Origin of the sequence: Marinilabilia salmonicolor, from assembly GCF_003003035.1 — a bacterium.
GTDB lineage: Bacteria > Bacteroidota > Bacteroidia > Bacteroidales > Marinilabiliaceae > Marinilabilia > Marinilabilia salmonicolor_A.
In genome coordinates, this window is the sequence record NZ_PVTS01000005.1 from 184,713 (window position 1) to 210,108 (window position 25,396).

Annotated in this window: 16 protein-coding genes; 6 read left to right on the forward strand and 10 right to left on the reverse strand. The window is 42.4% G+C overall.

The window, feature by feature from the left end; translation table 11 throughout:
• Positions 1–137: 137 nt before the first annotated feature.
• From BY457_RS06935 to miaA, 5 genes are all read right to left on the reverse strand, one after another.
• A complete protein-coding gene (locus BY457_RS06935) occupies positions 138–1,376 on the reverse strand; it encodes a M16 family metallopeptidase (RefSeq protein ID WP_106152607.1) in 1,239 nt (412 codons plus the stop codon).
• Entirely contained in the window at positions 1,373–2,326 is a 954-nt protein-coding gene (locus BY457_RS06940) for an NAD(P)H-dependent flavin oxidoreductase (RefSeq protein ID WP_106152608.1), read from the reverse strand. The genes BY457_RS06935 and BY457_RS06940 overlap by 4 nt, the downstream gene beginning before the upstream one ends.
• A gap of 536 nt (positions 2,327–2,862) precedes the next feature.
• Positions 2,863–4,494 carry a dipeptidyl-peptidase 3 family protein gene (locus tag BY457_RS06945; protein ID WP_106152609.1) on the reverse strand — a complete coding sequence of 544 codons (1,632 nt, stop codon included), beginning with the start codon at positions 4,492–4,494 and terminating at the stop codon, positions 2,863–2,865.
• A gap of 81 nt (positions 4,495–4,575) precedes the next feature.
• Positions 4,576–6,006, reverse strand: a complete 1,431-nt coding sequence (locus BY457_RS06950; RefSeq protein ID WP_106152610.1) for an adenylate/guanylate cyclase domain-containing protein — start codon at positions 6,004–6,006, stop codon at positions 4,576–4,578.
• Between the two features lie 428 nt (positions 6,007–6,434).
• A complete protein-coding gene (gene miaA, locus BY457_RS06955; RefSeq protein ID WP_106152611.1) occupies positions 6,435–7,358 on the reverse strand; it encodes a tRNA (adenosine(37)-N6)-dimethylallyltransferase MiaA in 924 nt (307 codons plus the stop codon).
• A gap of 250 nt (positions 7,359–7,608) precedes the next feature.
• Here miaA and BY457_RS06960 point away from each other — a divergent pair, with 250 nt between their 5' ends.
• The 4 genes from BY457_RS06960 to BY457_RS06980 all read left to right on the forward strand — a co-directional run bounded on the left by BY457_RS06960 (position 7,609) and on the right by BY457_RS06980 (position 11,359).
• Complete coding sequence (locus BY457_RS06960; RefSeq protein WP_106152612.1) at positions 7,609–8,196, forward strand: Yip1 family protein; 588 nt, start codon at positions 7,609–7,611, stop codon at positions 8,194–8,196.
• Between the two features lie 2 nt (positions 8,197–8,198).
• Entirely contained in the window at positions 8,199–8,654 is a 456-nt protein-coding gene (gene smpB, locus BY457_RS06965) for an SsrA-binding protein SmpB (RefSeq protein ID WP_106152613.1), read from the forward strand.
• A gap of 750 nt (positions 8,655–9,404) precedes the next feature.
• Complete coding sequence (locus tag BY457_RS06975; RefSeq protein WP_106152615.1) at positions 9,405–9,968, forward strand: RNA polymerase sigma factor; 564 nt, start codon at positions 9,405–9,407, stop codon at positions 9,966–9,968.
• 2 nt (positions 9,969–9,970) lie between these two features.
• Positions 9,971–11,359: a hypothetical protein gene (locus BY457_RS06980; RefSeq protein ID WP_114437560.1), complete on the forward strand. Its 1,389-nt coding sequence runs from the start codon at positions 9,971–9,973 to the stop codon at positions 11,357–11,359.
• A 72-nt stretch (positions 11,360–11,431) separates the two neighbouring features.
• Here the strand turns inward: BY457_RS06980 and BY457_RS06985 are convergent, their stop codons facing one another.
• The 5 genes from BY457_RS06985 to BY457_RS07000 all read right to left on the reverse strand — a co-directional run bounded on the left by BY457_RS06985 (position 11,432) and on the right by BY457_RS07000 (position 14,865).
• Entirely contained in the window at positions 11,432–13,126 is a 1,695-nt protein-coding gene (locus BY457_RS06985; RefSeq protein ID WP_258176646.1) for an ABC transporter ATP-binding protein, read from the reverse strand.
• Positions 13,071–13,289 carry a hypothetical protein gene (locus BY457_RS19225; protein WP_258176653.1) on the reverse strand — a complete coding sequence of 73 codons (219 nt, stop codon included), beginning with the start codon at positions 13,287–13,289 and terminating at the stop codon, positions 13,071–13,073. Before BY457_RS19225 ends, BY457_RS06985 begins: the two co-directional genes overlap by 56 nt.
• 441 nt (positions 13,290–13,730) lie before the next feature.
• On the reverse strand, positions 13,731–14,033 hold the full coding sequence (locus BY457_RS06990) for a type II toxin-antitoxin system RelE/ParE family toxin (RefSeq protein WP_106152618.1): 303 nt from the start codon (positions 14,031–14,033) through the stop codon (positions 13,731–13,733).
• Positions 14,017–14,250 (reverse strand): hypothetical protein, encoded by a 234-nt coding sequence (locus tag BY457_RS06995; RefSeq protein WP_106152619.1) that lies wholly within the window; start codon positions 14,248–14,250, stop codon positions 14,017–14,019. Before BY457_RS06995 ends, BY457_RS06990 begins: the two co-directional genes overlap by 17 nt.
• A 162-nt stretch (positions 14,251–14,412) precedes the next feature.
• Positions 14,413–14,865 carry a S24 family peptidase gene (locus BY457_RS07000; protein WP_106152620.1) on the reverse strand — a complete coding sequence of 151 codons (453 nt, stop codon included), beginning with the start codon at positions 14,863–14,865 and terminating at the stop codon, positions 14,413–14,415.
• Positions 14,866–16,163: 1,298 nt separating this feature from the next.
• On the opposite strand from BY457_RS07000, the gene BY457_RS07005 reads away from it, so the two are divergent.
• Positions 16,164–22,055, forward strand: a complete 5,892-nt coding sequence (locus BY457_RS07005; protein ID WP_181256412.1) for a T9SS type A sorting domain-containing protein — start codon at positions 16,164–16,166, stop codon at positions 22,053–22,055.
• Between the two features lie 697 nt (positions 22,056–22,752).
• Complete coding sequence (locus BY457_RS07010; protein ID WP_106152622.1) at positions 22,753–25,080, forward strand: T9SS type A sorting domain-containing protein; 2,328 nt, start codon at positions 22,753–22,755, stop codon at positions 25,078–25,080.
• Positions 25,081–25,396: the final 316 nt, after the last annotated feature.

A 25,396-nucleotide genomic window follows, 5' to 3' on the forward strand; every position in this document is an offset into this window, starting at 1 on the left:
TGTTGTTCTTTAAGTGATTGATATTTTTAGGCTGAGGTTAAGGTTAAGAGGTGAGCCAGCTCATTTTTTAATACTCCGGATCTCTTGATCTTATCCTTAACCTTAGTCCTTTTGAAGAGAGGTTGCCTCTTGCATTCTTACTTCTTTGGTAAATAATAGAGTGTCGAGCAGTTTTCCGGAGCAAACACCTTTTGGGCAACAGTTTTAACATCCCCGACGGTTACCGCCCGATAATGCTCTGGTTCTCTGTTAATCTCCTCAGCATCACCCAGCAGCTCAAATTGTGCCAGGTTCATGGCTTTATTGAGGTAATGGATTTCACCGAACACCAGGTTCGATTCAATTTTGTTTTTTACTTTTTGTAATTCATAATTACCGGGACCTTCATTGGCCAGAATGTTTAGTTCACGTAAAATGGCATTTTCGGCATTTTCCATGGAGACCTCAGGCATCAGGCGTCCGGTAACGGTAAACAATCCGGGGTCCCGGTCGCCTGCAATGTAGGCATTCACATCCGAGAAGAGGCGTTGTTCTTTAATCAGTGACTGGAATAAGCGTGCCGATGGGCCGTTTGAAAGAATATCTGATAGCAAATCGTTTGCGTAGAAATCCTGATCAGTTCTACTCCCATTGTGAAATACCATATGAATCATGGGGGCGGGTACATCTCTTTCTACGGTGAGGTGTCTGGCTTCTGTCTGAACAGGTTCCAGAGGGAGTTTTCTTTCCTGAATCTGTCGGGGTTTCAGCGAACCAAACCATTTCTCGGCCAGTCGGAATGCCTCCTGGGGCTGAACATTTCCCGATACCGACAATACCGCATTGTTGGGTGCGTAATGTCTGTAAAAAAACTCTTTAACATCCTCCAGGGTGGCCTGTTCAATGTGTTTTATGTCTTTTCCGATGGTTGGCCATTTGTAGGGATGTACTTTGTATGCCAGGTCTCTGATTAATAGCGGAATATCTCCATAAGGTTGATTCAGATACCTTTGCTTGAACTCTTCGATGACAACTTTACGTTGTACTTCCAGACTTTTTTCTGAGAAATCGAGTTCATTCATCCGGTCGGCTTCCAGCCAGAAGGCCGTTTCCAGATTGGTTGCGGGAAGGGTAACGTAATAGTTGGTAAAATCGTTGCTGGTCCAGGCGTTGTTTTCCCCTCCCACGTTTTGTACCGGGGTGTCGTACGATGGTATGTTGCGTGTCCCTCCAAACATCAGATGTTCAAAAAGGTGGGCAAAACCGGTTTTGTCGGGAGCTTCATCTCTGGCTCCCACGTCGTACAACAGGTTGACTGCCACCATAGGTGTGGTTTTGTCGGTATGTACCACAACTCGTAAACCGTTGGAAAGTGTATATTTAAAATATTCTATCATCTACAGATGTTTTTCTTTGTTTCCTGAAACTCTTCAAGCAGTGATTTCATGATTTGGCTTACCGGCTTTACGTCTTCAACAAGAGCTGCAACCTGGCCAATTTCCAATTCTCCTTCGTCCAGGTTCCCTTCAAAGATTCCTTTCTTAGCCCGTCCGCGTCCCAGCAGTTCTTTTAGCTCTTCGGGAGAAGCTCCTCTCTGCTGTGCTTCTTCCACCAGTTTAAAGAAGTGGTTTTTCAGAAGCCTTACCGGAGCCAGCTGTTTTAGTGTTAGCATGGTATCTCCCTCTTTTGCATTTACGGCGGTTTCTTTAAAGGCTTTGTGAGCAGAGGACTCTTCCGACAATGCAAACAGAGACCCGATTTGTACCCCATCGGCACCAAGAGCCATGGCTGCCAGTATTTGCTGCCCGCTTCCAATGCCTCCGGCAGCAATCAACGGGAGTGAGGTCACCTTCCGAACCAGCGGTATCAGGTTCATGGTAGTGGTCTCCTCGCGACCTTCATGCCCTCCGGCTTCAAAACCTTCTGCTACGATGGCATCCACTCCGGCATCTTCGCATTTTTTTGCAAGGCGTGAGTTGGCGATTACATGGGCCACTATAATGCCGTGTTCTTTCAGATATGGAGTCCATTTGGCCGGACTGCCGGCGGAGGTAAAGACAATTTTAACTCCTTCGTCCACGATGACCTGCATGAGTTCCTCGATGTCGGGATAGAGTAGCGGCACATTAACGCCCCACGGCTTTTGGGTGGCTTTGTGCATCTTCTGTATGTGTTCTCTAAGTACCTGAGGGTACATACTTCCGGCCCCCAGAAGTCCCAATCCGCCATTGTTGCTAACTGCAGAGGCCAGTTTCCATCCACTGCACCACACCATTCCACCCTGAATAACCGGGTTTTTAATTCTGAATAAATCGGTTATACGGTTGTTTGAGAAAGTATTATCCATTTTATCTGTTTTTCTTTACAAAAAACCTGTTGACTTGTGTGCCAACAGGTTTTGTTTTTTTCGGCATCTACTGCCTATTTAATATAGTCCTAAACCTTTTATCAAAAGGGATTTCATCCCTTAAACCCTGACCTACTTTAGTTCACGATATAATACCTTTTGGCGTTCGTGATTTCCGCTGCGCTCCAATTCTTGTCTTGATACAAGAAAGTAGGCAAAGAACTTATTAACATGAATATTGCTGCGTTCGGTATTATCCAAGCAAGCTTGACTACTGCTCTCACTTATCGCAATATTTCAAGACTGAGGCAGCTTTCACTCTAAAAACTATGGTTCTTTTATCGTAATCGTCAAAACTTATCTCGTTTGCTTCGTGCACGAGATTTAAACAGAGACGATTATGCGATAAAACAACCTTGTTTTTAGGTTTACCTGCCAAGGTCAGTTCCCATTCAGCCAGTCAACACGTTTAAAATATTTATTTTGGACAGAATGAATTTTTCTATTCACTATTCACTACCTCCTATTCTCTTGTCTTACTCCAAACCAACAACCCCGGGGCCTTGTTCAAAAACGATGTCCACGGGAATTCCGGCATTGTTAATTTTGTCCAGATCTTTCTGCAGGTCAGGTCCGGTTTGGCCCATGGATTCAATCATGGTCAGCGCTTTGTTATAATCTCCGTTTCCCTGAAGAACCAGAATTTCTTCAGAAAGTTGATTCATGGCCTGTTTCATTTTCTCAAAATCAATTCGGTAAGTTCCAGATTCAGGCTCTTTTGAAAAGGCGCCGTGCTCCAGAAAATAATTGAAGCGAATCATATTTGCTTTACCGTGGGCACTGCCGGCACCGAAACGGACAGAGCGAAAAATACCTGCCATAAAAGTTACATAGTTGGTCATCAGGTCCTTTTCTTTTAGTTCTCCGCTTTCTGCCAGTTGTGTGACAATATAAAGTCCGAGTATGTCGGCCTTACTCTCTTCGATGGCCGAGGCTGTTTTTTTCAGAGCTTCTCTTACGGTTCCTTTGCCGTTGATGGTCTCTTTGATTCCCAGTCCGTGGGCCACTTCATGAAACATGGTGTTTTCGAAGAAGGCATCGAAATCAATGTATTGTCTTTGAGAAGGGTGTATGACAATGTCGCTGATGGGAACAAGGATCTTTTCAAATTTGGCCTGCATACTGTTCTTAAGTTGCAGTTTGCGGCTTCCTTTTTTCATTTGCACATCCGGATCGTTGGGCAGGTTGATGGCAATGGTTTTGCTGGCAGCATTGCAATCGCCTGCATAATAGATGGCATCATATACGTTCAGATCCGAATCACTGCCGGGTGTTTCGGTCTTGTATTCAGCATTCACCGGTAGATTTGCCTGAAGTTGAGGCAACAGAACCGCAAAACGCTCAAGGCGTGCCGACCAGGCAGTGTCTTTAATCAGGATGTAGGCTTCAAAAGCTGTCTTTGTGCCTAAAAGACGGTCTTCATAAGTTTCTATGGGGCCAACCACGAAATCAATGAGGTTATCTTTCATGTCCATCCAGCACATATCACTTTTGTAGTAATCGCCCGATAAGAGTGCATCGGCTCTTTCGTTCAGGTATTTTCTGAATGCTTCATTATCGGCGAGAGTAGCAGCCTGACGAAGATAATCGGCTGCCAGGGTAAGTTCCTCATTCCATTTTTTGTGGTAGGGAATCACGGTCAGCTTTCCTTTGTCATTTCGTTCAATAAGGGTGTATTGGTTGGCTTTATCGTGATTCGGGAGTTGGTTAAACTCCTCCATGGTCATATCTTCGGGATATAACTTTGAACCCAGCGGTTTGGGGCCAACCCCTTTAATGAAAGGCTCATGGTTGTTCAGCCGGTCCCATGGTCCGTAGTTGATTTCTGCATATCGACGCAAGTCAGGGTCATCGATGTTGCTGAGAAAGCTTTCTTTGTCTCCCCAGGCTTGTTTCCAAAACAGATTGTCCATGATGTCGGCAGCCTTAAAAAGCAGGGGCAACATCTCTTTTTGGTTGTCGGACAGAATACTCAGATCGGTGGTGAGATGGAAGGTTTCGTAGGCATTAACCTTTTCGGCAACGTTGGGGATGGCCGCTTCATACCTGTTGTTTTGGCATGCACCAAGAAGTGCGATAACCAGAAGAACGGGGATATACCGTTTCATTTGCTTCGTTTTTTGAGGATTATGTAATGCGCCTCAAAGGTAAGCATATTTTGGGAATGAAAATGCCGGTAAGCAGGCCGTTCATTTTTCAATATTGATGTGCGCAGTTTCGTTATTGATGAGGTGTTTCAGTCGTTCTATCTGTTGTTGTTTGTTTACCTCTCTCAGGTTTTGGGCCGTTTTTGTGAAATACTGGTGATTCTTGATGAATTTTAATTGCATTTCGTTCCATTCCTGCCATGAGCCAATCATCTCGCGTTCCCTCAGCTCCCGGTAAAGCGTGTTGGAAACCGGGATAAAGTCAGTACGCCCCAGATAATCCAGATCTGAATCACACATTACTTCTTCCATTTTATCCTGAGGGTTGGGCGGCAGCTTGGTGGCCATTATCAACCGACAAATGGTATTGATTCTCCCGGGGGAGAAGTTGTATCGTGGAAGAATTTGTTTTGCCAGCAGCGTTCCCTGATGTTCATGGTGTTTGTAATCCATGATGTGACCGGCATCGTGGAACAGGGCTGCCACCTTGAGGAGGAGTATCTCTTCCTCTTGAAGTCCCTCTGCCCATCCGATTAATTCTACCTCGGTAACTACATCAACCGTGTGTTTTACATTGTGGTAGAAAAGGTTTGAGGGTAGGTTTTTCTCCAGGAGATCTAAAATCTTTTCCTGAATGTCCATGAACTGGATGTCGCCGTATTTGGTGTAAAAAGAGGCATTGGCTTCGAAAGGATTACTTTCTGCACGCAGATTCTCATTCAACCCGTTTACCAGAAACATATTCAGGGCGCCCTTATATTTTACGGGCATTGAGCCCAGATGGGTGATGTCAAAAAACTCCTTTACCAGTTCGTAGGTCATTTCTGACATGTTAATCTTTCCCGGAGGACATGCTTCTCCCAGTCGGCAGGTAACATTAATATTGTCCCCGCTGATGGACGAGGGATTGTGTTGCTTTTGTGCGTCGAGAGCGAGCACCGGGCCGGTGTGAATTCCCATCTTAACCTTCCAGAATGGCGCTTTGTCGGTTTCCCGGGATAATTCGCGTACGGCAGCCTGCATCTTATTGGCAGCTAAAGTGATGTTGATGGGGTTGGTCCGGTATTCATTATTTAATCCTGCGGCAAAGAGAATGTTGTCACCAAAGCTTTTAATTTTGGAGATATTAAATTCTTCTGCAACCTTATCGATGGATATGTAGATTTCGTCAAGTATGTCAATGAGGCCGGATTGATCCTGCATTTGGGGCAGGTTCTCAAAACCTCCTACCGAGATGTATAAAAGAGAAACAGTACGCAAATGTTCCACTTTTTTCTCCTGTTTTCGGAGCAGCATGTCACGTGAAGGGGATTCACCTGTTTCGTTGAAACGCGTGAGTAGTTGATTAAACTTCTCATTTTGTTGTTGGATCTGAGAATACCGACCTACAAGGTTTTGAAGCTGGGCATTCAACTCCTTGTTACGATTGGCCAGGTGCGTAATCCGGTTGATATATTCACTGATGTTGTCCATGCAGGTTAATTGTTGTTTGTTCTAAATAGTGCCTTTCCATAAAGTCACGTTTGCTTCGTTACGCCATTTCCGAAAAGTACTCATTTACCCAAGTAAACTCCGCATTTTTGGGAATGTCAAGCCCCCGAAAAAAATCGGGGCAGGCTTTGCAAACGCAACTTTCTGAACCGACACAGCTCCAATTACCATTTTTCCCGACTTTATAGACGGACTCTAAATAGTACAGTTGTGGGACCAAAAAAGTTGCACTGGAATGCAGATTTTTTAAATCATCAGGCCGGATCTAAGGTGGGGTGGGTTAAGCAGTTGTTGTGTGAGGTGTACGGGAGGAGGGGTGAAAGGTGTTTTGATGTTTGATGAATGGCAGTATTTTTCTGATATATGTGTAGCATACAGTTGATTGGATGCTACGCGGATTGATTCATTGATCAGGCTAATAACGTTAAAATGGATTTTACATTTTCACGGATGTCATTTTTTGCATCAACCCAGTGAATTTTGTGGCCTTTACGCTCCATTCCGCGAAACCATGTCATTTGACGCTTGGCAAATTGGTGAATGGCAATGTTCAGACTTTCAAACATCTCTTTTTTGGAAATCCGACCGGTTACATACCGGGTGACAAATTTATATTCTAACCCGTAATAGATCAGATCTTCGGGACTGGTTCCCTCTTTGATGAGCTGTTCCACTTCTTCGATCATTCCCTGCTCCAGACGATCTTTCAACCTTTTGGTGATTTTTTCACGCCTCAGGTCCCGGTCAATATTTACCCCTATGAGCAAAGGGTTGATTTTGGGCAATTCAACCTCTATTTCCGGATGATTTTGATAATAACTCTCAATTTCAATACTCCGGATGGCCCTTTTTACGGTATCGGTATCGGTTGTGTTGTGGAGTTTCTTAAAAGAAGCCAGAATGTTTGAAAGTTCCTGCAGGCTTTTGTCTTTCAGTTGCTCCCGGAGTTCATGATTGGGAGGGACATGTACCATCTTGTAACGATCCAAAACAGCTTGTATGTATAAGCCGGTACCACCGCACATTACAGGGAAATGGTTTCGCTCTTTGATCTCTTCAAAAACACGGAAGAAATCGTTTTGATATTCATATACATTGTATTTATATCCCGGTTCACGAATATCGATGAGATGCGCGGGGATGGTTGTGTCGTTGACCCGGTAGTCGTCATAATCTTTGCCTGTTCCCAGGTCCATTTTACGATAGACCTGTCTGCTGTCGGCACTGATGATCTCTCCATTCAGTTCGCAGGCCAACAGCGAAGCCAGCCTGGTTTTTCCGCTGGCGGTCGGGCCGGTGATGACGACCAAATCATATGCATTGGGTTTTTCCATGCGGTAAAATTAGCAAAAAAGGAGGAAGAAGATTCAAATTGTTGTGACGAGCACCCATAACCGTCGAAGTCTCGGAAGTTCGACAAAACAGGTAAAATAAGTTCCTTTGGCTGTGAGTGGCTAATTGGTACATAATCAGATATGTATGTATTGGTTTAAACCATTGGGTTGGTTGGTTGCCCAATTAGAGCATTGTGTTATGGAATTTTATTTTTTTAATTTTGCAGAGTTGTACCAATAAATATTTCTAATGGAATCAAAACAACCGGTGAATACCGTTCAGATGTATCGTAACCTGGGAGCGAGAATTAAGGGGTTGGTGGTGAGTCCGGTCGCTGAGTGGCAGAAAATTCACAGGGAGAGTACCACATTCAATGATATCCTGGGGAATTTTGCCCTTCCTTTGATAGGGTTGGTTGCATTGGGGACTTTCCTGTCTCACATGATTAATCAGCAGGCTTTTATTTTTGAATTTGCGCTCAAGAAGGCGATAATGATATTTTCCGCTCTTTTTGGAGGTACTTTTCTTTCCTGGTTTCTGGTTTACCGGATGATGAAGTATTTTCGGATGGTTACATCCCGCGAATTGGCAGCTAAGCTAACCATCTACAGCTCTGCTCCGTTATACCTGGTCTCCCTGATTTCAGTGTTGATACCGGAATTCTTTTTTGTGCATATATTTGTTTTTTACAGCCTGTATTTATGCTACATCGGAGTTCGGGGGCCGGCAGGTCCTCCTCCGGAGAGACAACTGGGGTTTGCACTTTTTGTATTTGTGGCCCTTGTAATAGTTCCCTATCTGCTTAGAATTGTATTGTTTTATCTGATAACTGTTTGAATATGTCGGCAACCCGAATAAATATCAAAAATAAAAGAGCATATTTTGATTACGAAATCATCGAGAAATATGTTGCCGGTATTCAGTTATCCGGAACCGAGATAAAATCCATCCGTGCCGGACGTGCGGGAGTGGTTGATTCCTACTGTTATTTTGTGCGTGGTGAATTGTGGGTCAAAGGAATCAATATTTCAGAATATTTCTACGGCACTTTCAATAACCATATGCCAACGCGTGAGCGTAAACTTCTTCTGAATAAAAAGGAGTTGTATAAGCTGGAACGAAAAACCAAAGAGTCCGGACTTACCATCATTCCTTTGCGGATGTTTATCAATGACCGGGGGTTTGCCAAATTGGAAATTGGGCTGGCCAAAGGTAAAAAGCAGCACGATAAACGTGAAACCCTGAAGGCTAAAGATTCTAAACGTGAATTGGATCGGGTAAAGAAGAGTTTTTAGAGGGCTTTCGCCCCTTCAGGGCTCCGTTTTGTCCGTTTGTGTTAACATAGGGCGTTGCCCTATGCTGTTGCTCCCAGGCCGTTGGCCTGTTTGGGATGGTTTTGAGAGGGAAAACGTTGCTCCCGGGAGAATTCAGACCAATTAAAAACTCAATAAGTAATAATCGAATTAGATTTTTTCTTGCTTGTATTCTTTCGCCCCTGCAGGGCTCCGTTTTGATTACTTTTATTAGCCCTGGGGCGTTGCCCCAGGCTATTGCTATCAGACCGTTGGTCTGTTGAAATATGGTTTCAAAATGTTCATGTTTTTGATTTCTCAAAAGGTTTAACAACCAAAAGGGAAATACAATTTTTGACTTCACGAATCTTAACCTGCGATGAAAAATAATTTTGTAACGGGGTTTGATATCCGGCCTGAAGGGGCATAAGTACCAGCATGGGGCAACGCCCTATGGGCTTGAGTGGTGGAGTTGGATAGAGCCCAGAAGGGGCGAAAGCTTCTCTTCGTAAGCCCCGGTTAATTCCTCATCCGAAACGATTTTTCACCCTAATCCATTTTTCTCCTCACGCAACCTTTCCATATTTATTTCATCTAAGAATCAAAAAGAGAAGAATTGAGCGCACGCTCTTTCCTGTAATAGTTTGATTGCATTAAATTTGTAAACAGTTTACCAATATTTTACATTTATCTGATAATCCGCAGATAATTGTTATAATTCAGAATTACAGGGAAAATCAGAAAGTAATTTGTGTGTCCGGAGCGAACGATATATACGAAATAGTTGTAGCGTGCCAGAAAGGTGAAAGGAGTGCTCAAAAGGCACTTTATGAGCTTTTTGCACCCAAAATGCTGGGTGTGTGTATGCGTTATGCTTCCAATCGTGAAACTGCGGAGGATTTTTTACAGGATGGTTTTATCAGGGTGTTTGACAATATCGAAAAGTTCCGTTTCAAAGGCTCTTTTGAAGGCTGGATGCGAAGAGTAATTGTGAATATGATTATTGAATCTTTCCGAAAAAGAAAAATTGAGACAGAACTTACGGATAATTTTCCTGATGGAGACGGTGAGGTGCCGGGAGAGGGCATAGAAGACCAGGTTCCCTCGCTTGGTGAATTACTGGGGCTTATCCAGCAGTTGCCCGAGCGGTACCGGATGGTTTTTAACCTCTATGTACTGGAAGAACGAACACATGAACAGATTGCTGAGGAATTAGGTATTTCTGTAGGTACCAGTAAGTCTAATTTGTCGAGAGCACGGAAGTGGCTTCAGGAGAGGTTAAGAAATGCAAAGAAAATGGAGGCTGCCAAAATATGATGATGTCCGAAGAACATACAGATAAATTGTTTAAAGAACTCAACCGGCTTGAGGTGCAGCCATCAGATCAGGTGTGGGCAAATATTGATGCACGTTTAAGTCAGAAGAAAAAAAGAGTTGTACCCTTATTCTGGCGTTGGGGAATGGCTGCTTCTGTATTATTGCTGGTCGGATTGTTTTTGATGATGCCCGGGGAAGAGGTGCGTGAGACCGCCCACCTGACCGGTAAATCAAATGCATCAGAAAATAAAGAGTTGCAACCGTTGATGGAAAAGCCCGAAGATCCCGAAAGTGCAGAAGAGGTTGTGGTGGCGTCATCAGGATCGGAGAGACATGAATTACAGGAAGTGTCAGGTGAAACTGAAGCAAAAATAGAAGATTCTGACGAGACTGTTGATGCTCCGCATCTGATGGCATCATTGTCAGAGCCGGTGATGGCTGCTGAAGATTTATCATCCGTAGATGAAGATCAGCAAAGGAGTCCATTGCAAAAAATTCGTTCCAATACACATGTAAGACTTTCCGAATCCTCTGTGGCTCCGGGCGAATTAGTGAAATTATCCGATAGCAATGTTCCGGAGTATTTTGGGTTAAGCTTGCCACCCCGGGATTTGCCTGAGAAATCTTCAGGAGGTGTTGTTCTGAGTGGTGAGTATTCTCCCACCTATGTTTATCGGGATGTATCCGGGTCTGCTGTCTCAGGCATGAATGAATCAGGCCTCATGACTTCCGGTGGCGGGTTCAATGTGGCGGTAAAAATGAATGCGCGCTGGCAAATTGAGACCGGGGTGAAATATGCTATGCTGGGGCAGGAGGTAACACCGCAAACAGAGGGGAGAACCATGTATGGCATGGCAGATTTTTCAGCCGAGAACAGTGTGACTTTGCAGGAGGTTAAACTCAACAATTCACTGGGCGTTATTGAGCGTGATGTTTCGCCGGCGATGAATTCAGACGTCAGAGAATTTCAAAATGCCTCCAATGCAATCGTGGAGATGAAATCGGAATTATCTTATACCAATGAATCTTCAGTGTTGGAGCAAAATATCAGTTACCTGCAGGTGCCTTTTACCTTGCGCTATCAGTTGTTGCAACAGGGGCCGGTCTTATTGTCATTGGCTGGTGGTGTGGGAGCCAACTGGCTGGTGGATAATGCTGCCTATCTGGAAATGGGTGGGCAGCGACAGAATGTTGGACAAACAGGTGGGGTTGCCGACTTAAGCTTTAGTACGCATGCAGGAGTTGCGGTGTCGGTGCTTCTGTACAGGGGACTGGGTGTCCGGATGGAGCCACGGTTCAATTATTTCTTGTCGGATATCAGTGAAGATTCGCCCGGGAAATTCCGACCCTACTCCTTCGGGGTCTTTACGGGGTTGTTTTATGAGTGGTAGTGAGCTGATGAACTGATTATCAGGTAGTATCACTACTCATTAATCCCTTAATCATTGATCATTGATAATTAATCATTGCTTCAGCGATTCCACCATACTGTAAAACGTCCCTTCTTTTTGCAACAACTCCTCATAATGGCCCTCTTCCACGATCTGATGTCCATCGAGTACAATGATCCGGTCGGCCATTTTGATGGTGGAGAGTCGGTGACTGATGATGACAGCCGTTCGGTTTTCGGTGATGGTCTTGATGTATTTCAGCAGTTTGGCTTCCGAAAAAGCATCCAGGGCGCTGGTAGGTTCATCCAGCAAAACAATTTGCGACTGGTTGAAAAATGAACGTGCGAGAGCCAGCCGTTGCCATTGTCCGGGACTTAATTGTTCGCTGTTTTCAAAGAGGGTTCCCAGCGTGGTTTCGTAACCATCAGCAAAATCATCAATGATTTCGTGAATGCCTGCCTGGCGAGCCGCATCAGTGATTTTATCATCTGAGGATTCCCGTCTTACATTTCCAAACCAGATGTTTTCACGAGCCGTTACGTTGTAAAGCATGAAATCCTGATAGATCACACTGATGTTATCGACCCGTTCCTTCCACTTTATATGATCGATGGGGATTCCGTCAATCCGGATCTCTCCTTCAACCGGTTTGTAAAGACCGCAGAGTAATTTCACCAAAGTGGTTTTGCCGGCACCGTTGATGCCTACTAAGGCTACTGTTTCGCCGGCATTGACCGAAAAAGATGCATTGCGCACGACCCACCGGTCGTTTACGGGGTAATGAAACCCTACATTGTGAAATCGGATGCCTTCTTTCATACGGGCAGGGAAGGGGTAGCGTTCCTCTTCTCTCAGCGGGGGACGGGATTCTCTCAGGTGCAGGAATTCAAACAGGTTGTTCAGGAAGAGCGAATCCTCATACAATCCCGATATGCGTCCCAGGAATTCCTGAAGGTAAGCATAGCCCCGCTGCAAAGCCATAAAATAAAGCACCACATCGCCGATGGAGAGTTGACCCTGAAATGCCCGGTAGGCGATAAGGCCATAAACCGAAAAAACGGCAATGGCTGCCAGTACCTGAACAGCTACTTCCCGAATGGTTTTGCTTTTCAGCATCCGGTACTGGTTTTGTCGCCAGTCGTTTTTTTGTTCGTGGTACCGTTTCCTGAAAAGCGGCCCCAGATCAAAGGTTCTTAATTCTTTTGCGTATTCTCGGGAAGTCAGCAGTCGGTTGTAGTAGTTGACTTTTCTTTCCCGATCTGTATTTTCGCGTTTAAAATTGAAAAGTGACCGTGCATAGCGCAACCGGATAAAAGTAACTGGCAGAGTTACCACCAGCAAAACAATGGAAACCGACCAATGAACCATCAGTAAGATACCGCCCATTACAGTGAGTGTGATGAGGTTTTGCAGCAATCCGATGATGCCGTAAAATATCCGTGACGGACGAAAAGAGGCTTCATTCAGCGCTCTGAAAAATACATTCTGATATTTGGGATGTTCAAAAAATCCGTAATCGATGCGTGTGGTTTTGTTGTGGATGAGGTTGTCGAAGTAGTCGGAGATGACAAACGACTGTCGTTCACGTACCAGCGCACCCAAAGAGGCAGTCAAAGCATTGGTTAGGAAAACCACCGCAGCAATGATCAATAAAGCGATCAAGTGATTAAGGGCATCCTCACCTCCCGGATTGGTGGCAACCACTTGTATCTCATCCACCAGCAGTTTTACCAGGTAAAGCAGTAGCAGCGGTAAGACACCCCGCACAAGCAATAGCAGTCCGTTGAGAAGCGTCCATCCGGGAGAGCTTCTCCAGATGTAGCGGAGTATGGTGATTATTTGACGGTAGTTTTTGATGGTGGTTGATTTTAAGATGAAGACGCATTGGCGCCATGGGTTGTTTGAGTTTTTTCAAACTTTCCCTGTCCAAAATAATTAATTTAACAGAACTGGCGGGCTTGTAGGGTGCTGACCTTGGCAGGTAAGCCTAAAAACAAGGTTGTTTTATCGTAAAATCGTCTCTGTTTGAACCTCGTGCGCGCAGCAAGCGAGATGAGTTTTGACGATTACGATGAAAGAATCGTAGTTTTTAGAGCGAAAGCTGGCTAAGTCTTGACTTATTGCGTTTAGTGAGAACAATATCAAGCTTGCTTGAATATTGTCGAGCGGAGCAATAATCATGTAATAATTTTTTATGATTACTTTTTTTGTGTCAAAACAAAAAAAAGTAATTCAGGGTTTAAGGGATGAAATCCCTTTTGGGAAAATGTTTAGGATACTATTGTTTTCAAATATAAAACAAATTTTCAATGTTCAATAATCAATTATCAATGAGCAATGAAATGTTGTTGATGTGGAGTTGCTCCGCAACTTATTTCCTCATCTTCTGTGGGTTTTGTCGATTATCAAATAAAGAAATGATATGAATTTCGGTTGATGTGATGCGGTAGAAGATAGAAACTTGTTTTGAGATAACAGCTTTTCTTAAATTATGCAGCGCCGGGTCTTTTGGGTATAGAAATGGATTTTTTAGGAGTAAGTTCAAATGTTTGTCGAGTAATCTGGCAAATTTTTTTATTTCTGTTTGCGTCCAATTTGCTTCCAGATATTCAATGATTTCTTTTAGGCTCAGTAAGGCTTCATTTGCCCAGATGAGTTTATAGATATTTTGCATAAATATCACGAGCCTTTTGATGGGAATGTGTGTTGTTATTATCAAAATCCTCTAAACCTCTCCTTATGGAGTCTCTTTCTCCCTGATTGGGGGGTAATGTGGTTTTATTTTGGTTTAAAGAATCCTCTTTAAGCTGTTTTATCTTATAGAGAACTGATGGATCTTCTACTTTTAAAATCCATTCAATTAGATTCTTTTTTTCATCCTGAATATCCATAAGTGTTTTGTTTTTCACAAAGATAATTAGATTACCTGGGAAGCAGCAAATGTTTGTATTGTTTCTTATGAATTCGGGAACGATGTCCAAAATTAGACCTTGTATGGTTTTCAATCCCGAAAAATGGGAAATTGGGATTGTTAGACGCACGATCGTGCGTCTCTATCTAATCTGCAATCCCCAACTCACAACTCTCCCTGCGAACCAGAATAGTCTTCCCGTCACCGGCCCTGTCCACACCAGAAAACGGTCAATCTTTGTGTTTATGCTCCAGGCAAACGGCGACCGGGTCTTGATGACTTTGGTAATGATACCTTTGGCTCTGTCTGCATCCACCGGTGCATCATTGTATGGGAGGCCGTCGCCACGGGTGATGAGTGTTTGATTCTTCGTTGTTTTTTTCACCAGTCTGTGAGCCACCCATTGCCCGTTTTGCTCAAAAACCAAAACATGACCTGGCTTCATATCCTCAAAGGCGATGCGTTTGATTTGCACCGTGTCGCGCGGCATCAGTATTGGGAACATGCTCATGCCGTAAACCGGCACCTGCACGGTTCGGCCTTCATCGAGCAACTGGTCGATCCACTGGCGGTACTGTTTGATGTTTGTAGTCATGATGGTGGTTTGGTGCTAAGATAGGGAAAAATACGGCGCCCTAAATCCCCCAAAGGGGAAAGAAAGCCCCCTAAATCCCCCAAGGGGGACTTTGGGAAGTGTTTTGGGGATGTGGGAATTAAAGCTTGGTAGGATCAAAGAGGTTTCCTACTACGCTAAAGCTTGGTAGGATCAAAGAGGTTAAGACTAAGGTTGAGGTTCAGGTAATTCTTTCAAATTTGAGAGAAACATAGCCTGAAGCCGGCTTATGGTTATAGCTTTCGCAAAATATAGCATATCGACGATGAAAGTGTCGAATGCATTGGTGAACTCGGGGCAAAATATCTCCTTAACCCTAACCTGGCATAGCCAGAACCAAATAAATAAAAGAAAATCAAATGAGAATTAGCTGGATAAGCTAATTGCTTCGCAATTACTTTTTTGTCCACGAATTTTACGAATTTTGGTTGCGCTTGAAGTACGACATTAACGGCTTCGCCGTTTTTCAAAAAAGCTGTTGCTTGGCTATGAGAATAGCCCCCTGCTTCAGCGGGGGGACTCTTATGCAGCACAAAATTCCGGAATAGCCGGCTGCAGAAGACTATTTCCCGGTTACCGATATGACCCGGCTAAAGCGTGGGTAATAAACTCATGTTGTTTAGAAGTACCTCCGAAGAACGAAATTAAAAACCCAAGGCTTTTTCGAATACTGTTTTTTTCTTATGCTGAAATTAATGCCTCTTCGATACCTCTTTGAGGCTTCTCCGATCCTCCGTCGTACCTCGTTCGTCCCTGCTTCGAGTGTTTTTCGACTGCTGTTACACTCTATAGAGTCGGAGAAAAGCCGAAGAAGAGTCGCAGAAGCCCCGAATAAGACTCGAAAAATGGTTGAATGAATTATTTTAATAAATTTATTTCAGTGATTTGAGTGGTTTATTTGATGGGTTGTGAGCTTCTTTGAATAGTTATTAGACTCCTAAGGTGTGTTCTGTCTGTTAAGTTCGTTTCAACCTCAGCCTTAATCTTAGCCTCAATCTAATCCCTACCCATCCTCATGCTCTTCTGACTCCTCCTCCCTTTTTGTGAGATTCACTTATGTGTCTAATTGTCAGTATTACAGTTGGTTTTGGTTGTTTTTTGTACAAAAAAGTATATAAATGTTATGTGTACTTTTATCCGCATATTTTGATTATTCATCAATATTCTGCGTTCATTGCTCAAAGGTATTTAACCAAATCCTCTTGCGCGTGTATATATTGCTAAGCGATTCCCGAAATGGGAATGATTTACTTTTTGACAGGGTTAAAAAAATGAGTGATATGAAGAAGTTTTACATAGTATTGATAGGGCTGTTGATAGGGTCGAGTGTTGGATTTGAGGCGCTTGGACAGATTGATTTGCCATATGCCAAGGCTGATGATGGGGGCTGGATTCAACGCGCTTACGATAAGAAAAATGCTTCCAAGCTTTTGTGGAGTCTCTCAGGGGATGGTTTGTCGATTGGTGTCGGCAATGGAGATGGACAATCAGGCGAACGGGTCTCGGAAGATTGGGCCATTTCTCCTGCACTTCAATTAAAGGATGTTAGTAATTTTCTGGAGTATTCTGATGTCAGAGGTGCTCGAAGTGGATCTGCTTTTGCCGTTATGATTGCTCAGGGTGATGGAGTTACAGTTCCTGATGTTTCCGATTTTGTAACTGTTGAACAGTGGACTTCCTTGCAAACTATCGAAACACCTCAACGGGTGGATTTGACTCCGTGGAGTGGACAAATTGTCCATGTCGCATTTTTACGAACCAATGAGCTTGGAGGTAGTTGGACAATTAATAACATTGAGGTAATTGGTTCTGACTTGGCTGAAGTGGAAAACTTTAAAGTTTCAGAAATTACCAATGGTTCAATTTCACTTTCATGGACTGAGCCCGAAAATAATTTAGAGTACCTGATTGTAGGTGCTGCCGGAGAAATTGATTTCGTCCCTCAAACCGGTATCAGTTATGCAGTAACTGATCCTGCCGGGAGTAATACAGGCATCGTTTTGATGAGTGGAACCGGTATTTCTTTTACTGAGTCGGGACTGGATGAGTTCCAGACTCGCTACTATAAGATTTGGAGTTACGATCCCATCACTCATGAATATGCCCTGGCTGGACAAACGGCTAATGGTACTACGATTGGAGCATCTACTGTTTTTTATGAGGATTTTGAAGGGACAAATTTAATAACAGATATTACACAGGGAACACCGGATCAGGCCACATGGACGAGTACAAAATATAATTGGACAATAGAGTCATTGAATATTGACAACGGAGATTTTTGGTTGCCCAATGGAACTGAAACTTCTTATCGGGGTAGTCAATCAGCACATATTGTTCAAAAAGGTGCAACGCCTGCTATACCCGTTTATGCCGAAAATACAGGAGATTCTTTTGAGGAGTCTATTCTGGTAAATATTTCTGCGGCTGACCTTGATAAAAATAAATACAAAAGTGCAGAACTGAGCTTTTTCTGGAAAGCCGGAGGAAAAGCCGGATACGATTATGGTGATGTCTATATTAATGGTACACGAATGACAGCTGGAGGGTTGTCGGGGCAAACCAAATGGAAAGAGGAAGTCATTGATATCACTTCTGAGCTCAGCCATGATATTACTCTTGAGTTTTATTGGAAAAACGATCCATCCTACACCGGGGTTCACGAACCTTCATTCTGTGTGGATGAGGTAATGATCACAGGTAAGTCGGTAGAGCGACCTGCATCCTTTTCTGCCACAGTAATAAATGTGAGTCAGATTGATTTGTCATGGGAAAAAAATTCTGAAAGCCAGGATGTCCTTATCGCTTATTCTCCCTCCGGAACATTAGGTTCGCCAGATGAAAATGCAGTTTATGCCGAAGGAGATATCCTACCTGGCGGAGGAGAAGTAATATACAAAGGTGCAGCAACAACCTTTAGCCATGATATAGAAGGCGAAAGCAGGGCCAATTATAAAATCTGGTCAGTTTCTACAGCGAATACTTACAGTACTGCGTTATCAGCTTCCACAGTATTGCCGGGCAGTTTACCATTTTTTGATGGTTTTGAAGAAGGTTTTGACTGGAATACGGAGCCTTTTAGAAATAACGATTGGTACGCCGGACAAGCAAAGGCCAAAGATGGAAATTATTCTGCTTATGTTTCCAATAACGGAGGTTTTACCACTGATTGGTCTGTAAATAGTGGTAGTAATGCTCCAACAATATTAGAACTTCCTGTAAATCTCGCAGGTTTTACAGATATATCGGTTAGTTTTGATTATTTGATAGGAGGACGTATGAATTCTGCTCCAGATAATTACGATATCAATAATGCAAAAGTATTTCTTGAGAATGGTGGAGTGTCAGAGGAATTGACTTTTTCTGGATTTGTGGATCAATCTACATGGAATAGTGCATCAGGGGATTTTAGTACTTCAACACTATTTGGTGCTTCGTCATTATTAAGATTTAACTTGTATGATGATTCAAACTTCTCAACGTTAAGTTTTGTTGTTGACAACGTCAGTATAACCGGAACACTAAGCCCTGTCGCTGATGTTTTAGTAGAAAATAATGGAGGACTGAAAAATAATATTTCCTGGACTAATGCAGCTGAAAATTTGGAAGTTGTCATAGTTTCCGGAATCAATAATGAACCTCTTGGAGAATTAACAAGTGGAGATACCTATTTTGTGGGAGACATTCTTGATGGAGGGGGAAAAGTGGTTTATGTCGGAACAGGTGTAAGTCATAATGACGAAAACGTAATGCCCGGGCAGACCTATGAGTATAAGGTCTTCCAGAAAAATGGACTGACTTATTCTATGGGTGTTGTTGGTAATACTACTGTTACTGTCCCGGATAATGTTAGTTTCTTTGAGGACTTTGAAGGAGATTTGACAGGTTGGAATAAGGGTTCTGCTGGGGCTAATGTTTGGTTTGTAGGTAAACCTGTTAATGATAATGGCAATACTTCTAATGTTGCTTTTATTTCGGATAATGGAGGTGCAAATGCTCAATTTTCTCAGGTTATTGTTGGGAAGAACGATCCTCTTCCGACTTTGACGTTGAGTAAAAATATTATCGGCCCTGCGTTTTCAAATGGTACTTTTTTGCAATTTGACTATTTGTTTTATAAAGGTAGTAGTACAGAAAGTAGTATCACTGTAAATGTTATAGATAACAATTCGGCTTCAGAATGGAATTATTCTTCACTTGCAAGTACCAACTCATCATGGACCACGACTATGACACCTGAAGCTATTTCACCTACTGCCGTTGATGGAAATATTGATGTTACCTTAGAATTTGTTGCCACAATAGAGGGTGTGAATAATAACCCAGCTACCATATCTCCCGGTTTCTTAATCGATAATGTGTCCATTACAGGCTCCTACGACAATACCTCAACTGTTTCAAATGGAGCCGGTGGAGTTGCTTCACTAAGTTCACTAAAAGAAACCGAGGCTGAAGCTGTTGAGGTATTTACTTTTGATATAAAAGATGCTAGTTCAGGAGATGCAAAACCAACAGACATTCATCAGATGACCATTACCCCGGGCACTGAGAATTTGCTGACCAACTGGCGTGAAGTAATAGGAGGAGCAGCTTTGTATGATGCTTCTGATGCACTAATTGCCTATGGTTCAATTCAGACACAAGGCATTTTCTTCGATCAGGAAAATATGATTAGTGTGGCAGACGATGGAACCGAAAACTTTAAATTGAAAATATGGCTTCGGGAATCTCTGGATACATCTGTGGATAACGGGGTGCTGGATTTTCAGTTATTCGGAAGTGATATAGTCGCTTACAATGGTTCTTCATTTGATGCCTCAAGTACCAATAAGGCAGAGAGCAATACCAGTACAGTAACAATTGATGCAACAGAACTTCGATGGAGTCAGCATCCATCGGTCAATGCAGTTGAAGGTACTGTTTTATCTACACAACCGGTTGTGCTCGCTACCGATGCCAATGGGAATATTGACAATGATTATATTTCTGATGTTTCGTTGACGTCAACTCCTGCAGGGGTTAGCGGTACTTTTCCTGGGACATCAGTTGCCGGAGTGACTACATTCACTGATATTGTTTTTGGAACTGTAGGAACTTATGTTTTAGAGGCTACTTCGGGTGTTTTGGCATCGGTAACCTCACAGGATATAACTGTTTCTGAGGATAACGGAGTTTCTTTGGGAGGTTTGCAACACATTGGCGCCGTGAAACTGGCTGGTATTGAGAATTATACATACGAAAGATCAGCCGGAGGTTATGGTTTGTTTCTGGATCAAGAGGCCCGTATGACCAAAGGAATGTCCTATGAAATGTATGTGTACGTTTCTGGTGGAGCTAACCTAAAAGTTTATGTTGACTTTGACAAGGATGGTTCTTTTGAAGTTTCAGAGATGATAAAGGATTTTAGTTGGAAACAAGATCAGGTTGCTCAGGGATTTGTTTCTATCCCCACTGATGTTGCAACAGGAACCTACCATTTAAGGGTTGAGTTTTTGAATGGTACAGATGGCGAAATTGAAGATTACACAGTAATTGCAACAGACAATCAATGGACCGGCTACACCCCCGAGTGGGACGTGACAGCCAACTGGAGCAGTGAACAGGTTCCGACCGATAAAGTATATATTCCAGGAAATCCTGTGGATGGTAATTTCTTCCCGGTGATAAAAGAGGACAAAACCATTAACGAACTTATTCTTGAGAGTGGTTCAAATATCACTGTAAAACCGGGTGTTGCCTTTACCATCGCCAACGATGTAACCAACAACGGCCAGTTTGTATTAGAATCAACAGCCGACAATCTCTCGTCATTAATGTTGCCTTCAAATGCTACCAAGGTTGGGGATGCTAATGTGAAGCTGGAGGTTCCGAAGAATCATTACTGGTACTTAAGTACACCGCTAGCAAATGCCAGAGCCGAATGGTTTGGAAATTTGAATAGTGATCCAAACGCAGAGGACTGGGTGTTTGTACTGCGAGAAAGCGGAGGAAAGAATAAATGGTTGAGAGTTGTTGGAGATATTCCATTGAATCCACTTGAAGGAGTAAGTACGTGGTATTACAATCAGGATAAACAATTGGATTATTCTGGTACTTTAAACCAGGGAGATATATCTTTTACTTATGGGCAACCGGATTATTACCTGCTTGGTAACCCCTATGCAACTTCAATTGACTGGGATGTTTTAGAGGCTGAGAACCGTGATGGTTTGGACTTCGCACAAACAATGTGGTTTAGGGTTAGTCGAACAGGATTTGATGGAGAGACTTACAGAACTTGGCAGACCTATAATACATTTTTTTCAGCAATAGATCCAGAGGAACTCGGCTATTCAATAGAGAACGAAAGTTATATTGCCCCTTATCAAACTGTTTGGATTAAGGCGGATGTAAGCAATGCTACTTTTACTGTATCGGAGAATTCCAAAGTAAAGCATACCGGAGCATTACCGTTAAAGAGTGCAGGATCCTCTAATAATTCAGAAATGGATGTATTAAGAATTAAGGCGGTAAACGATAAAACAGTAGATGGAGCGGTAATTTTCTTTAACAATGCTGGAGATTCAGGTAGAGATAGTTTTGATAGTGATAAACGGTTTAATGATTCAAAAGCGATTCCGGAGTTATATACCATGCTAAATAGCACTCCTCTTGCAATTAACAGTTTGCCACAGCTCTCAGGAACCGCTTATTCCATTCCATTAAGTGTTCGTAACCGGATAGAAGGAGAAGTTAAGTTGTCTGTTGATGTAAGGGAATTTACAGATGCTTATGATGTGGTGCTTGAAGATAAAGAGTTAAGCTCATGGATTAATATGAGAGATGTGAGCGAGTATGCTTATAATCCTCGTATCATGGGGGATGATCATGACCGGTTTGTATTGCATTTATCCAAAGTTCAAAAAGTTCCTACTGATATTGAAGAGTCCGTTGACGATGCATCAAATATTCAAATAATTGGGAAAAAGGACTATGCTGCGGTAAGGATCAGTCCTGAATTGCTTCAATCTTCAGAAGCAGTCATTCATGTATTGGATGTTAACGGCCGGCAGATTACCAATAAGAATACCCGAGATACAGAAACGGAAATAGCGTTGCCTTCAGAGAATGGCGTTTATGTGGTTCGTGTAAATGCCGGAGGTACTGTTAAGACCCAAAAGGTTGTTAGGTAATCACGACATTTTGATGTTGTTAAATTGATCAATACAATAAAAGCTTCCGGAAAAGTTCCCCTTGGGGGGATTTAGGGGGCCACCTCATCACAATTAACCCTGTGAAGTTAAGAAGCCCCGCTCCAAAACGTTGGAAGCGGGGCTTTTTTAGGATTTGTGATTTCTTTGTCAAAAACAAAAGGGTGAAACCTAAACTCTAATTTTACGGCTTCTTCTGCTTATTTATCTTATTATAAGAATGCGTACCTAACAGATTATTTAAGTAAGGATTTACTTGAAAAATTTCTAAGTATAATTGCTTTGCAATTATTTTTTAGTCCACAAATTTAAAACCTGTTAAAGCTTTTATTATATGGTGTTGCCGTTTTTAGTTGCACCAAAGGTGTGACAAAATTCGTTTAATTCGTAAAATTCGTGGACAAAAGAAAAAGAAATGGCTTAAGCCATTTTTATTTTCATGAATTATGTGATAAACTTTTTTAGGTATACACTATTATGATGATCCACTTTTCTTAATCCCACAACTTTAAGTTATTAAAAGTTCTCTTTACTTTTATCCAAAAAAGATTTCCATTCATCAAGAGTGTCACAGCAGTTCGTCAAAGCTTCTCAACAAACACTAATGATCCCTGTATAACTACACAGAAACCTCAATAACGAGGTGAAATTTTTGAACAGGGTTAAATTTAGTGATATTATGAAACGTTTTTACTACACATTAATTGGGTTAATTTTTGTTGGAGCTTTGAACATCAATGCCAAACCAGGTGGCGATTACGAAACTGAGCGTAATGCTGATGGTGATTTTGAGCAAACTGATGTATGGAAAAAGGGTAACGCACCCTCTGCTGATGGTATTGTGGATAAAAGAATGACCATCAATGGCAGTATAACAAGAAACGGAGAACTCAATCCGGTAGATGTTGTCGTCAACGGAACTTTTATTGTTACAGAAAACTATTACAATAATAATTGGAGCGGACTGACAGTTACCAAAGACGGGTATGTTGAGATTTTTGGTAATCTGGAAGGTTCTGCCGGAATTCAGGTTGATAAAGGGGGTATTTTAATTGTACATGGTAATCTTTCATCTACCGGAAGTAACCTGAAATCAAATGGAGATATCATCGTGAAAGGTGACTTTTCAACCTCTTCTAATACCCATGTACAGAATAAAGGTAACCTTATTGTTGGTGGAGACTTCTCGCATTCAGGAGGAGGGCTCAAAGCCAAACCTGATGATTTATACATTATCAATCCCGATGCCGAAATTTCTTATCCTGAAGGAAGTATTTTAGAAAATGACAATTCTTACGGGGATATGGATGATCTCTTGAATAGCGGTGAAGATGGCGATCTTAAAGATCTTATTGAAAGTATTGGAATGTTAAATCCGGTAATCTCATGGATTGGTTCAGAAAATGCTGATTGGTCTAATCCGGATAACTGGAAAGGAAATAAACTGCCAAAGTTTGATTCTTCAGTGAAAATTGAAATATCAGGAAATGTTCCTCAAATTAATAGTGATATTACACTTTCAAATCTTACGATTGCAGAGGGTGCTAAGTTGGTAATAAATCCCGGTGCTTCGCTTGAGGTTACAGAAGATGTATCTAATAACGGTCAGTTTGTTTTAGAGTCAGAAGCAGATCAACTGGCTTCTTTAATGCTCCCTGAAAATGCAACCAAAGTAGGAGAGGCCAATGTGAAACTTAAAGTTCCTGAGAATAACTATTGGTATCTGAGTACGCCATTGGCTAACGCAAGGGCAGACTGGTTTGGCAGTCTTAATAATGACACAAAAGCGAAAGACTGGGTTTTTGTTCTCAGAGAAAGTAATGGTAAGAATAAGTGGTTAAGGGTTGTTGGAGATATTGCTTTAAATCCCCTTGAGGGTGTGAGTACCTGGTACTATGATGAAGAAAAGCAGCTAGATTATACAGGAGAATTGAATGCAGGAGATATCTCTGCGACTTATGGTCAGCCTGACTATTATTTGCTAGGAAACCCTTATGCAACTTCTATCGATTGGGATGTGCTGGAAGAAGAGAATCGTGACGGAACGGAATTCTCGCAAACTATGTGGTTTCGGGTTACCCGCAAGGGCTTTGATGGAAAAACATACAGAACCTGGCAAACTTACAATACTTTCTTTTCTGCCATTGATCCTGAAGTGTTGGGGTATTCAAAAGAAAATGAAAGTTTTATTGCTCCATATCAGACAGTCTGGATTAAAGCAGAAAAAAGTAATGCAACCTTTACTGTTTCCGAAAATTCAAAAGTGAAAGCCAAAGGATCTTTACCTCTTAAGAATGCCAGTTCGCAGAATCATTCCGAAATGAATGTTTTAAGAATAAAGGCTGCCAATGATAAAATAGATGACGGAACGGTGATATTCTTTAATAATAATGGGGCAAGTGGCTATGATAGTTTTGATGGAGATAAGAGGTTCAATGACTCAAAGGCTTTTCCTGAATTATATACAAGAGTAGATGATAAGCCACTTGCCATTAATAGTCTTCCATCGCTTTCAGCTTCCAATTATTCGATCCCTTTCAGCGTTCGCAACCGAACTGAAGGAGAAGTAAAACTTTCGATTGACCTTGAGGAGTTCACTAATAATTATGAGGTCGTTCTGGAAGATAGAGAAACAGGCTCCTATACAAATATGGGAGATGTTGCTGTGTATTCTTATACTCCCCGTCAGATGGGAGATGATCATGACCGCTTTGTGTTGCACCTTTCAAAAGTGCAGTCGGTAGCAACATCCATCGAGGAGGAAACCCAAACTGATGAGCAGATATCTATTTTGGGACAAAAGGAAGATGTATTGGTACGCATTAGTTCTGAGTTGCTTCGCATTGAACCAGCAACCATTGAAGTGCTGGACATGAGTGGACGTTTGCTGAATACTGTTAATACCATAAGTTCAGAAACTGAAGTTTCACTGCCTGTTGTCCATGGTGTTTATGTGGTTCGTGTTATTGCCGGCGGTACCATTAAAACTGAAAAGGTTGCCAGATAGATATTATTCCTGTTCTTAAGGCATGGGCCAAATGTGTAAAGAGAACTTGTAAATTAACCATGTGTATTCCCAGAAGTCCCCCTTGGGGGGGATTTAGGGGGCTCCAATCAGTATCACTTCATTACCCTGTGAAGATAAAGCCCTGTTCCATATTTTTGGAACGGGGCTTTTTAGTTAGGAAGGCTGGTTTCGATAAAAATTCTTTTTTTTTTGATCTACCACCCCTCAACACCCTGCAAAGATCCGTCATTGCGAACGTAGTGAAGCAATCTCAATTTATTAACCGGACACCAATGAAAATCTATGATTTAATGTC

What these genes read in the sequence shown, in the direction of transcription:
- BY457_RS06935 (WP_106152607.1), bottom strand. Translation starts at nt 1,376, where the DNA reads ATGATAGAATATTTTAAATATACACTTTCCAACGGTTTACGAGTTGTG.
- BY457_RS06940 (WP_106152608.1), bottom strand. Translation starts at nt 2,326, where the DNA reads ATGGATAATACTTTCTCAAACAACCGTATAACCGATTTATTCAGAATT.
- BY457_RS06945 (WP_106152609.1), bottom strand. Translation starts at nt 4,494, where the DNA reads ATGAAACGGTATATCCCCGTTCTTCTGGTTATCGCACTTCTTGGTGCA.
- BY457_RS06950 (WP_106152610.1), bottom strand. Translation starts at nt 6,006, where the DNA reads ATGGACAACATCAGTGAATATATCAACCGGATTACGCACCTGGCCAAT.
- miaA (WP_106152611.1), bottom strand. Translation starts at nt 7,358, where the DNA reads ATGGAAAAACCCAATGCATATGATTTGGTCGTCATCACCGGCCCGACC.
- BY457_RS06960 (WP_106152612.1), top strand. Translation starts at nt 7,609, where the DNA reads ATGGAATCAAAACAACCGGTGAATACCGTTCAGATGTATCGTAACCTG.
- smpB (WP_106152613.1), top strand. Translation starts at nt 8,199, where the DNA reads ATGTCGGCAACCCGAATAAATATCAAAAATAAAAGAGCATATTTTGAT.
- BY457_RS06980 (WP_114437560.1), top strand. Translation starts at nt 9,971, where the DNA reads ATGTCCGAAGAACATACAGATAAATTGTTTAAAGAACTCAACCGGCTT.
- BY457_RS06990 (WP_106152618.1), bottom strand. Translation starts at nt 14,033, where the DNA reads ATGCAAAATATCTATAAACTCATCTGGGCAAATGAAGCCTTACTGAGC.
- BY457_RS06995 (WP_106152619.1), bottom strand. Translation starts at nt 14,250, where the DNA reads ATGGATATTCAGGATGAAAAAAAGAATCTAATTGAATGGATTTTAAAA.
- BY457_RS07000 (WP_106152620.1), bottom strand. Translation starts at nt 14,865, where the DNA reads ATGACTACAAACATCAAACAGTACCGCCAGTGGATCGACCAGTTGCTC.
- BY457_RS07005 (WP_181256412.1), top strand. Translation starts at nt 16,164, where the DNA reads ATGAAGAAGTTTTACATAGTATTGATAGGGCTGTTGATAGGGTCGAGT.
- BY457_RS07010 (WP_106152622.1), top strand. Translation starts at nt 22,753, where the DNA reads ATGAAACGTTTTTACTACACATTAATTGGGTTAATTTTTGTTGGAGCT.